The 12614-nt window shown below is 71.0% G+C and carries 9 protein-coding genes; 3 read left to right on the top strand and 6 right to left on the bottom strand.

The window, feature by feature from the left end:
• Positions 1-5: 5 nt before the first annotated feature.
• On the bottom strand, positions 6-698 hold the full coding sequence (locus ACFPA8_RS17790; protein ID WP_386449612.1) for a FadR/GntR family transcriptional regulator: 693 nt from the start codon (positions 696-698) through the stop codon (positions 6-8).
• Positions 699-949: 251 nt separating this feature from the next.
• Here ACFPA8_RS17790 and ACFPA8_RS17785 point away from each other — a divergent pair, with 251 nt between their 5' ends.
• The 3 genes from ACFPA8_RS17785 to ACFPA8_RS17775 all read left to right on the top strand — a co-directional run bounded on the left by ACFPA8_RS17785 (position 950) and on the right by ACFPA8_RS17775 (position 4348).
• Complete coding sequence (locus ACFPA8_RS17785; protein ID WP_386449611.1) at positions 950-2761, top strand: aminotransferase class I/II-fold pyridoxal phosphate-dependent enzyme; 1812 nt, start codon at positions 950-952, stop codon at positions 2759-2761.
• Positions 2758-3561, top strand: a complete 804-nt coding sequence (locus ACFPA8_RS17780) for a phosphatidate cytidylyltransferase (RefSeq protein ID WP_386449609.1) — start codon at positions 2758-2760, stop codon at positions 3559-3561. The genes ACFPA8_RS17785 and ACFPA8_RS17780 overlap by 4 nt, the downstream gene beginning before the upstream one ends.
• A gap of 142 nt (positions 3562-3703) precedes the next feature.
• Complete coding sequence (locus ACFPA8_RS17775) at positions 3704-4348, top strand: nitroreductase family protein (protein ID WP_386449608.1); 645 nt, start codon at positions 3704-3706, stop codon at positions 4346-4348.
• 131 nt (positions 4349-4479) lie between these two features.
• Here ACFPA8_RS17775 and ACFPA8_RS17770 read toward each other — a convergent pair whose 3' ends face one another.
• The 5 genes from ACFPA8_RS17770 to ACFPA8_RS17750 all read right to left on the bottom strand — a co-directional run bounded on the left by ACFPA8_RS17770 (position 4480) and on the right by ACFPA8_RS17750 (position 12293).
• Positions 4480-5634 carry an AAA family ATPase gene (locus ACFPA8_RS17770; RefSeq protein WP_386449606.1) on the bottom strand — a complete coding sequence of 385 codons (1155 nt, stop codon included), beginning with the start codon at positions 5632-5634 and terminating at the stop codon, positions 4480-4482.
• 309 nt (positions 5635-5943) lie between these two features.
• The gene (locus tag ACFPA8_RS17765) at positions 5944-6807 is read right to left on the bottom strand and encodes an LLM class flavin-dependent oxidoreductase (RefSeq protein WP_386449604.1); all 864 of its coding nucleotides are present in this window, start codon (positions 6805-6807) and stop codon (positions 5944-5946) included.
• A 120-nt stretch (positions 6808-6927) separates the two neighbouring features.
• On the bottom strand, positions 6928-7275 hold the full coding sequence (locus ACFPA8_RS17760) for a VOC family protein (RefSeq protein ID WP_386449602.1): 348 nt from the start codon (positions 7273-7275) through the stop codon (positions 6928-6930).
• 258 nt (positions 7276-7533) lie between these two features.
• Positions 7534-9786: an OmpL47-type beta-barrel domain-containing protein gene (locus tag ACFPA8_RS17755; RefSeq protein ID WP_386449600.1), complete on the bottom strand. Its 2253-nt coding sequence runs from the start codon at positions 9784-9786 to the stop codon at positions 7534-7536.
• Positions 9783-12293: a ThuA domain-containing protein gene (locus tag ACFPA8_RS17750; protein ID WP_386449598.1), complete on the bottom strand. Its 2511-nt coding sequence runs from the start codon at positions 12291-12293 to the stop codon at positions 9783-9785. The genes ACFPA8_RS17755 and ACFPA8_RS17750 overlap by 4 nt, the downstream gene beginning before the upstream one ends.
• Positions 12294-12614 lie beyond the last annotated feature (321 nt).

Below are 12614 nucleotides of genomic sequence, written 5' to 3'. Positions count from 1 at the left end.
CCCCATCAGGCGATCCCGAGGGCGTCGAGCATGATGCGCTCGGTGGCTGCCAGATATGCGTCGGCGGCCTTCTTCGCGGCCCCCGCGTCGCCCGCGTCCACCGCGGAGACGACCGGCTCCAGACGGGCGTGCGCCACCTCCGGATCCCTGAAGGGGGCGACGAGATGGGCACGCATCGGTACGTAGGCGTTGAAGAGGGTGTTGGTGAGCAGCGTGTAGACGCGGTTGCCGGTCGCGCGCGCCAGAGCCCGGTGCACCTCGATGTCCGCCAGCTGGGCGTCGCCGCCGTCCTCCGCGTCGCCGACGGCTGCCAGCAGCGACCTCAGTTCCGCGCGTTGTTCGCGCGTGGCCTTCATCGCGGCCCGCTCGGCGATCAACGCGCCGATGCTGCGCCGGACTTCGAAGATCTCGCCCAGCCAGTCGGGGCTGTGCCGTACCAGCATGGGCAGCAGGTCGGCGCCGCCGAACCGGACGAAGTCGCGTACGCGCGTGCCCACTCCGTGCCGTGTCTCCAGCAGGCCGGACTGCACGAGCCTGCCGAAGGCGTGCTTGAGCGTGGTGCGGGTGACGCCGTAACCGTCCGCCAGTTCGCGCTCCGGCGGGAGGTAGCTGCCGGCGGGATGGTTCCCGGCGAGGATCTCCTCGCGCAGCTTGTTCTCCAGTACGTCGACGATCGTCTCGCGGGGCAGAGTCTCCACGTCGGCCTCTCCCTCTCAGTGACTCAGTGGATGAGCCACTGAATCATGTACAGTCCGCACGGACAAGTGGCGCGGTTCCCGGAATCGGCGGCACACGGGACCGTCCCGCCCCTCACCAGGGGGTTCCTGCGACGAAGGCAGGGCGTTCTGAGTACTCCTACTCAGGCGCGTGGAGAACCGGTCCCGCACTCTGTCCCGACGAGCCCGGACCAGCCGGCACGACAGCGACCCCGCCCCGGAAGAGGTGCGCCATGGACCGGACCCTGCAACTGCGGGAGGCCACCCTCGAGGACCGCGACTGGATCCACGAGCTGCGCCACCGCGTGTACGCACAGGAGCTGGGCCAGCACCCTTCACACCCGACGGGACGCCTGAGCGACGAACTGGACGGCGACAACGTCTACCTGGTGGCGGCGCGGGGGCCGGTCCGCATCGGCTTCATCAGCATCACCCCTCCCTGGGCGGGCCGCTACGGACTCGAGAAGTACCTCGACCGCGGCGAACTCCCCCTCCTCGCCGACGAGGACGTCTTCGAGATCCGCATCCTCACCGTCGAACCGGAATGGCGGGGTACGGCCGCCGGCCCGCTGCTCATGTACGCGGCTCTGCGCTGGGCGGCATCCCGGGGCGGACGCCGCGTGATGGCGATGGGGCGCACCGAACTCCTCGGCATGTACCTCTCCGCCGGCCTGCACCAGGTCGAACGGACCGTGGAGTGCGGCGCGTTGACGTTCGAAGTGCTCACCGGAGACGTCGAGCAGCTCACGGAAGCCGCCATGGAGGAACACGGCGACACCCTCCGGCGCATGCGCACCCGTCTCGACTGGCGTCTCGACGTGCCCTTCTCCACCCCGCCGGACGCCTGCCAGCACGGCGGTGCCTCGTTCACCGCCATCGGCACCGGCTTCCGCAGCCTCCACCGCCGCCACGAGGTCGTCGCCGCGGACGTACTCGACGCCTGGTTCCCTCCGGCTCCCGGCGTGTGCTCCGTACTCGCCGAGGACCCCGCCTGGACCGCCCGGACGTCCCCGCCCGCCGGAGCAGAGGGACTGCTCGCGGAGATCAGCGAGGCCCGCAGTCTTCCGGTGGAGAGTCTCGTGGCCGGCGCCGGCTCCTCCGACCTGATCTTCCGCGCCTTCGGCCACTGGCTGACCGGGGACAGCAGGGTCCTCCTGCTCGACCCGGCCTACGGCGAGTACGCCCACGTCACCGGGAAGGTGACCGGCTGCCGGGTGGACAGGCTCCGGCTGCGCCGGGACCGGGACTGGCACATCGACATGGACCGGCTCGCCTCCCTGACCCGCTCCGGCGACTACGACCTGGTGGTGGTCGTCAACCCCAACAACCCCACCGGCCGGCACGCCCCGGCCGCCGGACTCGCCGAGGTCGTCGCCGGCACGCCTGCCCGTACCCGGTGGTGGATCGACGAGGCGTACCTGGGCTACGCCGGCCTCGGCGAGTCCCTGAGCGGTCTCGCCGCGGCGGAGAACTCCCCGGTGGTCGTGTGCACTTCGCTGTCGAAGATGTACGCGCTCTCGGGTGCGCGCGCCGCCTACCTGGTCGCGGACCCCGGCACCGCCGCGGAGCTCCGCAGGCGGACACCTCCGTGGCAGGTCGGCCTTCCCGCGCAGCTGGCCGCCGTCGCGGCGCTCCGCGACCCCTCCCACTACGCCGGGTGCTGGGAGCGCACGCACACGCTGCGCCGCGAACTGGCCGACGGCCTGGCCGGGTTGGGCGGCGAGCTGACGGTGGAGGAGGGCGTCGCCAACTTCCTCACCGTGACGCTGCCGTCCCACGGGCCCAGCGCCGCCCGTGTGGTGGCGGAGTGCCGCCGCCACGACGTCTACCTCCGTGACCTCTCGCCGCTCTCACCGCAGTACGAAGGGCGCGCCGTGCGCATCGCGGTCCGGGAGCCGGCCGGGAACGAGCGCATCGTGGCTGCCTTCGAAGCCGCCCTCGACGTCCTCGGCCCGCAGCGCGGGACGACCGCCTCGCGGCTGCCGGCCCCGACCGCCGACGGGACCGGCGGCGCCGCGGTCCTCGCCGAACGGCCCCTGCCGTGAACGCAGTCGCTCCGCTCCTCCCCTGGCTGGGAGGGGCCTTGCTGGTGAGCGGCGTTGCCGTGGCGGTGTCCCGGCGCCGTGAGCTGCTGCACCGGTGGTGCGCCTGGGCCGTCGGTGTGCCCCTGGTCACGGGAGCGTTCTGGCTGGGGCCGCCCGGCGTCGCCGCTCTCGCCGTGCTGGCAGCCCTGATCGCCGTGCCGGAGTACGGCGGGCTGCTCGGGCTCCCCGTTCCGGACCGGCTGGCGATCGCAGCCGGCGTCGCCGCAATAGTGCTGGCGACGTGGCTGGCACCGGAACAGCTGCCGCGCGTGGCCGCCGCCGCGGCACTCGCGGTGGTCGCGGTCCCGCTCGTCGCCGGTGACGCGGAAGGCGGCCTGCACCGCGCGGCCGGCGGCCTGTTCGGGCTGGCCTGGCTCGGTGTGCTGGCGGGCATGGTGCCGCTCGGAGCGCAGGCGCTCGTCCTGTTCGTCGCTGTCTCACTCGGCGACATCGCGGCGTACTTCGCCGGACGGCATCTCGGCGGTCCCCTCCTCTCACCGCTGTCGCCGGCCAAGCGGTGGAGCGGAACCCTGGCCGGGGCAGCGGCAGGGCTCGGCGTACTGGTCGCCCTTTCCGGCTTCGACTGGGCGGCCGCGGTGGCCGTCGCCGTCGGCGGTCCGGCGGGAGACCTGCTCGAATCGATGGTGAAGCGAGGCGCGCGGAGCAAGGACGCGGGCAACTGGATACCCGGGTCGGGAGGTCTGCTGGACCGTATCGACTCGCTGCTGGTCGCACTGGCCGTTCTGCTCGTGCTGCGCTGACCCCACCCGCACGCGTGGCCGCGCCCCGGCCGCGACCGCCGGACGGGAATGCCGCGCGGCCCGTCGACGCTGACGTGAACGGTCGTCGTCCGTGAAGTCCGGCCCGCAGACCGTCCGTTCGCAACACCCGATGGAGCCCGCTGTGCCCGAGCTGACCCCCGACGAGCTGCTGACCACCACCCGCAGCGTCCGCAAACGCCTCGACATGACGCGCCCGGTGGATCCGGCCCTCGTCCGCGAGTGCCTGGAGATCGCCCTCCAGGCTCCCAGCGGGTCCAACGCGCAGCGCTGGCACTGGCTCGTCCTCACCGACCCCGAGAAGCGGCGTGAGATCGGCGCGCTCTACCGGAAGTCGTGCCGCGCCTACCTCGATTCGCCCGGCGCCGCGGGCCGCCTGTACGCGAACGACCCGGCCCGTTCGCAGGTCCAGGCCCGTGTCAACGACAGCGTGGCCCACCTCGCCGACCGGATGGGCGAGGTGCCCGTGCTGGTGATCCCCTGCCTCCAACTCCCGTCGGGCGACCTGCCCGAGGGCAACCAGGCAGGCGTGTGGGGGTCCGTGCTCCCGGCGGCGTGGAGCTACATGCTCGCCGCCCGCTCCCGCGGCCTCGGCACCGCGTGGACGACGCTGCACCTCGCGTACGAGGCGGAGGCCGCCCGCGTTCTGAACCTTCCCGACGACGTCCGCCAGGCCGCCCTGATCCCCACGGCGCACTACACGGGCGAGACCTTCAAGCCCGCCCGGCGGACACCGCTCGACGAGGTGCTGCACGAGAACGGCTGGTGACCTCGCGGCTGTGGCTGTGGCTGAGCCGTGCCTGGCGGCGTCCGGCCCCGGCCGCCCTCTCGGGGAACCGGCCCGTACACGTCACGGCTTGCGGGCGAGACCGCAGAGCGAGGCGACTCTGAGGGAGCCTCTCACCGCTTGGGCCAGTGCCACGGAGGCTGGTCCAACGGGCCCTCGCGACCGGCCACTTCAGTCTGTCCGTACGCGTCCTTCACGAGCTCCACGGAGTTCACGCCGAGCCGGTGAGGGCCCGCCCCGCGCTCCAACTCGTCGGCCAGTTCGGTGGCGTGGGTGACCACGACGACCTGGGTGTGCCGGGCGGCGGTGAGGATCAGACCGGCCAGCGGCGCCAGCAGCTCCGGGTGGAGGCTGGCCTCCGGCTCGTTGAGGACGAGCAGCGCCGGGGGACGTGGCGTGAGCAGCGCGGCCGTCCACAGCAGATAGCGCAAGGTCCCGTCGGACAGTTCGGCGGCGCCGAGTGGCCGCAGCAGACCGGGCTGCGTCAACTGCACCTCGAAACGGCCGCCCTGGCCGGTGATCTCCACACTGCTGCCGGGGAAGGCGGCGTCCACCGCTGCGTTCAGCGCCGCGGCGTCGCCGGTCTCCCGGATCGTCTGCAGCGCCGCCGCCAGGTCCGCGCCGTCGTGTGCGAGCACCGGTGTCCTGGTGCCGATCTGAGCGCTGCGGGCCGGGGCGTCCGCGTCCGTGCGCACATGGTCGTAGAACCGCCACGACCTGATGCGCTCCCGGAGCCGCAGCAGGTCCGGCGCGAGCTGAGGATCGGCGAACTCGCTCAACATGCTGTCGTAGGGGCGGAGTTCGCCCGCCGAGCGGTGCCACTCGCCGTCCGCTGTGCGAGTTCGTACGGACGGTCCCGAGCGGTCCGAGAGCAGCGCGGCCGGACGCAGCACCGGCCCCGCCCAGGTGCACTCGCGCTTGATCTCGGGGTCGAGGTCGAAGCAGGACGCGGCCGGTACGGGATGTCCGAAGTCCACGGCGTATCCGAAGTCGTCCCCGGCGAACCCGAGCCGCAGCCCGACCGGTCCGCTGCGGCCCGCGCCCTGCGCCGGCTTCTCCGCACCGGCCCACAGCGTGGAGCGCAGCCCGCCCTCCCGGGCGAGCGCGGCCACGGCACCGCCCCGTGCCGAGTCGGCCAGCAGCCGCAGCGCACGGTAGAGGCTGGACTTTCCGGTGCCGTTGGCGCCCGTGACCACGTTGAGTCTCTCCAGCGGCACGACCAGACGGCTGAGGGAACGGTAGTTCTCGACGGCGAGGGTGGTGATCATCGGTGCTCTCAGTAGCGGGAGGGGGCGCTGGCTCGTACGCCTCAGTGTGTCCGGAGGGACTGACACCGTCGCGAGTGGCAGGTGGACGCCGGAGGAGCACGACTGCCCGGACGGAATTCTGCGGGACGACGGCGGAGTCCACGCCCCGGCGCACGGCGAGCGCCGCCACGACGGGCAGGCCGCGTCCCGACTCGGCGGGATCGTCCGGCTCGTCCGGTCGACTCGCCCCGACCGGACATCTCCCATGAGTTGGAGATCCCGCTGCACCGTCTGGGGGCGGCGGTACTGGCCACCCTGACGGTTCGGTGGTCAGAGCGACGGCGGGCCCGCCTGGACGCGGCGCAGTACCGCCGCGAGGCTGTGCAGGTCCTCGCTCGCCTGCAACTGCCTCTCGTCCCACCACGTCGCGCCCGCGTCCCTCAGCGGTCCGACGGCATCGCGGGCCCTCGCCGGGTCCGGGGGAGTGGCCCCGCCGAGGACGATGTCGAAGGGCCTCTCCGCTGCTTCGTCAGGGCGGTGCCGTCGTACGCAGGCGACCAGTTCGCGGACTTCTTCGACAGGAGGTACGCGGCCGTGCCGTGCGGACGCGAACAGCGGCACCGCGCCCTCCCACCTGGCCGCACGCCGCATCGGTGGGCGGTTGGGCCAGAAGCCGCCGACCCAGACCGGGGGAGCGGGGCGCTGCACCGTGGCGGGCAGGAGTCGCACATCCCGGACCTGATGGTGCCGCCCCTCGTGGGTCACCGCCTCGCCGGACCAGTAGCGGCGGAGTAACTCCAGGCCCTCGTCCAGACGTTCGGCGAGGACCACAAGGTCGGTCGTCTCGCCGAAGCTGCCGTACTCGTCCTCGACCGGGCCGCCCAGCCCCGCGCCGAAGATCACCCGGCCGCCGCTGAGGGCGTCCAACGTGGCCACTTGACGGGCGAGTTGCTGAGGCCGACGCCGGGCGACGGGGGTGACGAGCGTGCCCAGCCTGATCCGGGTGGTCGCCAGCGCGGCAGCCGTCAACAGCATCCAGGGGTCGCCGAACGGCAGCGGGTGGTGCCGGTGCAGGACGTGGTCCCATACGAACAGGCCGTCCCAGCCTGCCTCTTCGGCCGCGGCGGCCACCTTCGCCACGGCTCTCGGGTCGGAGAAGTCGCCGAAATTCGGGACGTTCACTGAGAAGCGCACCTCGGAATGGTGCTCCTGCCGCGTGCTCGGAGCAATCCGATTTCGGCCGCGGAAGCGGGAGCCCGAGCATGGACGGGCCGGCCCGCCCGGCGCCGCGCACCGGGGCCGGGCGGAACGATGTCAGCGGTGGCTCAGCACGTTCACTACCCGGCCGTTGGGGTCGCGGACGAAGAAGCGCCGGACACCCCACTCCTCGTCCTGCAGGGGATGAACGATCTCCGCACCACTGTCCCGCACGGCCGCGTAGACCGCGTCCACGTCATCCACCTCGACGCTCATGTCGGGGGAGACAGGGGCGGTCTTGTCACCCGTCATGAAGCTGACCTGCGCCGCTGGAGTGGACGGGGACGCCATCGTCAGGATCCAGCCGAGGTTCATGACCTCCTCGAAGCCCAGCAGGCCGTAGAAATCCCGGCTCTCCTGCTGAGCTTCCGACGGGATGACGGGCATGACACGGCGAACAGCCATCGACGACTCCAGGTGTGAACGGTTCCGGACGCTTCAGGAGTACTACGGCACACCCGCTGCCGCACACATTTCGCAACAGGTCCATGGGCGCGCCCCGGCGCATGCCGGGTCCACCGGTCCGGACCGGGATCGGAGAAGCCCCGGAATCATCTCCGCTCGGCGTGGCGGCGCCCGGCGCCGGAGGAGCACGGCGGGGTCCGGCCGAACTCCGGCCGGACCCCGCCCGCCACGGGCCCGGAGGCCCGAAGAGGTGCCGCGCTACAGCTCCTTGATCCGTACGTCCCGGTAGGAGATCACGTCGGTGACGCCGTGCACTTGGAGGCCGATGTAGCCCGAGGCGTAGCGCCGTCCGTCCGTTCCCGGGTCGTCGTCGCGGGGCGGTTCGAAGACCTGGCCGCCCTTGTTGTCGAACTCGTTGATCAGCTCTCCGTTCCGGTAAACGGAGTAGCGCTGGCCGACGACCTTGATCTCGTAGTCGTTCCAGGTGCCCTTGGGCGTGACGCCCGCACCGCCGAGGCCCACCCGGTCGAAGCCGTACACCGAGCCCGTCTTGTACATGTCGCCGTCGGGCCGGTCGAGGATCTGCAGCTCGTGCCCGTACTTGATGGCGACCCATTCGGGCCGTGACTCCTCCGGGTTGTCGTGGACGTACGGGAAGCGGGCGAACACGCCGGAGTTGGCGTTGCCGTCACCCGGGGCGTCGTCACGGAACTGCAGCTTCAGCGAGTAGTCGCCGTACTTGCGCTTGGGGTACCACAGCATCCCCATGCCCTCGGCTTCGGTGCTGCTGGTCATGGAGCCGTCGCCGTTGAGACCGAAGGCGCCGCCGCCCACGTGCTGCCACTGCTCGAAGGAGTCCTTCGTCCCGTCGAACAGCTTCTTGTAGCCCTCCTGCTGGCCCGGCCTGCCGATGTCCGAACTCTTCGCCGCACGGACGATCAGCCTGCGCTCCCGCGCGTCGAGCACCTTGTCGTCGAGCAGCGCGCCGGTGACCTCCGTGACGTGCTTGACGAAGAGGGCGTGCGAGGACCAGTCCTTCTCGTCCTCGATCAACTCGCCGACGGTGCAGCGTTCACCCGTCATGCGGTTGGGCACGCCGGTGTCGGTCTCACCGATGAAGACGGTCGGCCGTTCGTCGTACTCCGGGCAGTCCGGGGCCGGGACGCCTCCGCCGGGAACCACGTCGAACGACTCCGAGACCGCCTGCGAGGTGTTGCCCGCCTTGTCGGTGGCCCGGTGAGCGACGCTGTGGTGGCCGGCCCGGTCGACCACGACGGGGTCCTCGTAGGCGAGGAACGGGCCGCCGTCCAGGGAGTATTCGACCTTGTCGACGCCCGAGCCCTCGTCGCTCGCGGTCAGGGTGACGGTCGCCTTGCCCAGGTAGTGTCCGTCGGAGTTCTGCTTGCCCTCCGTCTTCGCTGTGGTCTCCGGCGGAGTGGTGTCCTCCTCGGGTTGTTCCACGACCGTGAACTCGGCCGATTTCGCCTCGGCGGCGTTGCCGGCCTTGTCCGTGGCCCGGTAGCGCACGGTGTGCGTGCCCGGTTCGTGCACCATGACCGGTGCCGTGTAGGGCTGGAACTCGCCGTCTCCCAGGGCGAATTCGATGGTGTTGACGCCCGAGCCCGCGTCCGAGGCGGTCACGGTGACGGTGGCCATGCCGATGTAGGCGCCGTCCGCGTCCTGTTCGCCGTCCACCGTCGCGGAGGTCTCCGGCGGTGTGGTGTCGTCCGTCGGCGGCGCGACGACGGTGAACTCCGCCGTCTTCTCCTCCGCCACGTTGCCGTCCTTGTCGGTGGCTCTGTAGCGGAAGGTGTGCTCGCCGACTTCGTGCACCATCACCGGCTCGGTGTACGCCTGGTAGCCGCCGTCGCCCAGGGCGTACTCGATCGTGTCGACTCCGCTGCCGCCCTCGTCGGTGGCGGTCACGGTGACGGTGGCCATGCCGACGTACGCCCCGTCGGCGTTCTGGTCGCCCTCGACCTTCGCCGCCGTCTCCGGCGGAGTGGTGTCCTCGCCCCCGCCGCCGTCGGTGACGACGAACGTGCCCTGCATCTGGCCGTGACCGGGAATGGTGCAGTGGTACTTGTACGTCCCGGGGGTCAGGGTGACTTCGACGGAGTGCTTGCCGCCCTGCGCGTCCGAGGGATTGGCGAGGATGTTGACGTTCACGTCGCTGTTGTAGTCGGGGTCGCTGGTGACGAACGTCAACGTGTGAGGCATGGACGTCGTGTTGCCGGTCGCCTCACTGTTCTCGAAGACGATCGTCGCCGCCCCGGCCACGGCTGTCTCCGGTGCCGAGGTGTAGCGCGTGATGTCGTTGCCCGCGGTCCAGTTCAGCACCTGCTCGGCGCGGGCGCCGCCTCCGGCGGGAGGCTGCTGCGCATGCGCCGGGGCGGAGGTGAGCCCCAGCACCATCAGCAGCGACGAGCACAGGGCCAGGACGGCCCGGCGTGCGCGGCGCCTTCTCCGGGCGTATGCGCTCACGGGGATGCCTGTCCGGAAGGTCCTCATCGGGCTGCCGCCTTTCCGACCACGTCACCCGGCCGGGGAGTGGCCTTGCCGCCCTTGTAACTCACGCGCCACAGCGCGGACTTGTCGTCCGAGGTGAAGAAGCCGCGGCCGTAGTCGAGGACGTAGAGCGAACCGTCGGGAGCGAATTTCCAGTCCATGAGGTTGCGGATGCCGTCCTCCCCGATGGGGATGATCCTGCGCAGGCTCTCGGCATGCACGGGCAGCGCGCCCGGCTCGTCGCCGTCCGGCATCACCACGGCGTGCCGGGGCTGCTCCTGGTCGTAGAAGTCGCCGACGAACCACTTGCCGTCCCAGTAGGCGGGCCATTTCTCCTTCGACGCCGTGGAGGCGTCGAAGCGGTACACCGGGCCGTTCATCGTGGCCTGGCCTCCGCCCTTGAGCCAGGGCAGCAGCAGCTTCTGCTCGTCCTCCTCGTAGCTGGGCACGCCGTTCTCGTCGCGCGGGTAGTCGGGGCCGCCGCCCTGCGGCGAGTACCAGATGTTGTTGGCCTCGGCGGGAGGGATGTTCACCAGACCGTCGTTGTTGGGGGACTCGTTCTTCAGGTGGTCGCAGTCGTACCAGCCCAGCGGCTTCTCCGGGTCGGGAAGGCCGCGGTCGCGGTAGGGCTGCTTGTTGCCCATGCAGTACGGCCAGCCGTGGTTGCCGGCCTTCGTGATCCGGGCGAACGTGTCGTACTTGGCAGGTCCCCAAGTGGTGCTGGGCGCACCCGCGTCGGGGCCGACCCACCCCGCGTGGAGGACGTCGGTCCTGGTGTCGACGGAGATCCGGGCCGGGTTGCGCACGCCCATCACGTAGATCTCACCGCGTGTCTTGCCGCCGCCCTCGTCGTCCTCCTCGCCGGTGAAGAGGTTCCCTTCGGGCAGCGTGTAGGTGCCGTCGTCCTCGGGGTGGATGCGCAGGATCTTGCCGTTGAGGTTGTTGGTGTTGCCGGCGGTGCGCCGCGCGTCGGCGAAGGAGACGCCCTTGAAGTCCGGCTCGGGATTGTTGCCGGAGTAACCCTCGCTGAACCGCGAGGAGTTGTTGTCGCCCGTGGCGATGTAGAGGTTGCGCTTCGAGTCGAAGGCCATGCCGCCGCCCGCGTGGCAGCAGCTGTGCACCTGTACGGGCCACTCCAGCAGGACCTTCTCGGAGGACTCGTCCAGCTTCCCCGTCCGTGCGTCGACGGTGAAGCGGGACACCCGGCGCTGGGCCATGTGCTTGTCCCGGTCCAGCTCCGAGTGCGGGGTCCAGTGCAGGTACATCCAGCCGTTGGAGGCGAAGCCCGGGTCGAGGGCGATCCCCAGCAACCCCTCCTCGACCTTGACGAGTTCGTCGCCGCCGCCCTTGTTGCCGAACACCGTCAGAGAACCGACCTCGGCGGCCTTGCCCGTGGCCGGATCCCAAACGTGGACGGTGCCCTCGCCCTTGCCGATCTCCGGGTTCTCCCAGTCGGTGACGACGGGGGCCTCGGCGTCGCCGCCGCCGCGTCCGATGTAGTAGACGCGTCCGTCCTCGGCAGTCGCCAGCCCGTGCGGTTCGCCGATCTGGTCGGACTCGCCGGGCTTGTTGGGTGAAGTGAGGCGTTCCGCCTTGTAGTTGGAGGTGATGGTCGCCTGGCAGTCGGCACGCGCCAGCCGTGTCGTCCACATCAGGGCGCCGCGGAGGTGGGTACGGAAGTCGGCTTCCTGATAGCTGTCCGCCGTGCCGCCCATCCCGGTGTAGAAGGACCGGCCGCCGTCGTAGTCACGGCACCAGGAGACGGGGTGGTCCCAGCCCATGGCCCCTTCGCCGGGGCTGTAGGTGCTCTCCCGTACGCGGGCCACGGTGTGCACCGAACCGCTGGGATTCTCGGCCCAGTTCAGCCACCTGTCAGGTCGCTTCCACTCGACGGGCAGGTCCTTGGTCGCCGGGTTGCGGCGGTCCCCGGTCTCGACGGTGGCGCGCTGCACCTTCCCGGGGGCGCCGTCCGCGGGACGTGCGCCCACGAGACCGCTGAACCACTCCGAGTAGGGCTCGGCCCGTGCCGCGTCGTGGACTCCCAGGAAGCCGCCGCCGGCCTCCATGTAGCTCTCCAGGCCCGCTTCCTGTGCCGGGTCGAGCACGTCGCCGCCGCCGCTGAGGAAGACCACCGCGTTGAACCGGCCGAGCTTCTCGGTGGCGAAGACCGCCGGGTCGCCGGTCGCGGTGATGGTGAAGCGCTTCGCCGCGGGGCCGCTCCGGCCGATCTCCTCGATCGCCTCGATTCCGGCGTCCACGGTCGGCGGCTCCTCGCCCGCGGAGCCGTGGAAGACCAGTACGCGTACGTTCTCCCCGCCCGGTGGACTGGGGAGCTGGAGCTTCGGAACGGACGGATCGGGTGCGGTGCCCGCGAGGGCCGGGGAGCCGCCGAGCAGGGAGGCCGAGACCGCCCCCGCCAGGAGCGCCGCGAGCCATCCCCGCCGGGATCTCCGCCGTGACGTGCGCAACCCTCGTGGGTCTGAGGGCATTTGATGCGGTTCGAGCCGCATGACTGCTCCACCCCTCTTAAGTCACAGAAACGACGATGAAGTTAGACCTCTTTTGGCAGAACGCCAAGAGCTATGACCAGGATTCAACGAACTTTGTCCTGGATCTGGATAAACGCGTCCGGCGCCGCTACCGTCCTTCTCGGCTCACCTCAACGCCTGGGCGCCGCAGGGCAGTTCGGGCCGACGCCGACAGGGGGACCGATGACTCAGAAGCCCGGAAACCTCGCCCGCCGCAGCTTCAGCAGACGCCTCCTCGCCGGTTCCGCTGCCGCCGCGCTCGCACCGGCCGCCCTCCCCGCCGCGCCCGCCGCCGCTGCCGCG

The organism is Streptomyces ovatisporus, assembly GCF_042653885.1.
GTDB lineage: Bacteria > Actinomycetota > Actinomycetes > Streptomycetales > Streptomycetaceae > Streptomyces > Streptomyces ovatisporus.
This window is presented reverse-complemented; position numbering and strand designations above follow the sequence as displayed.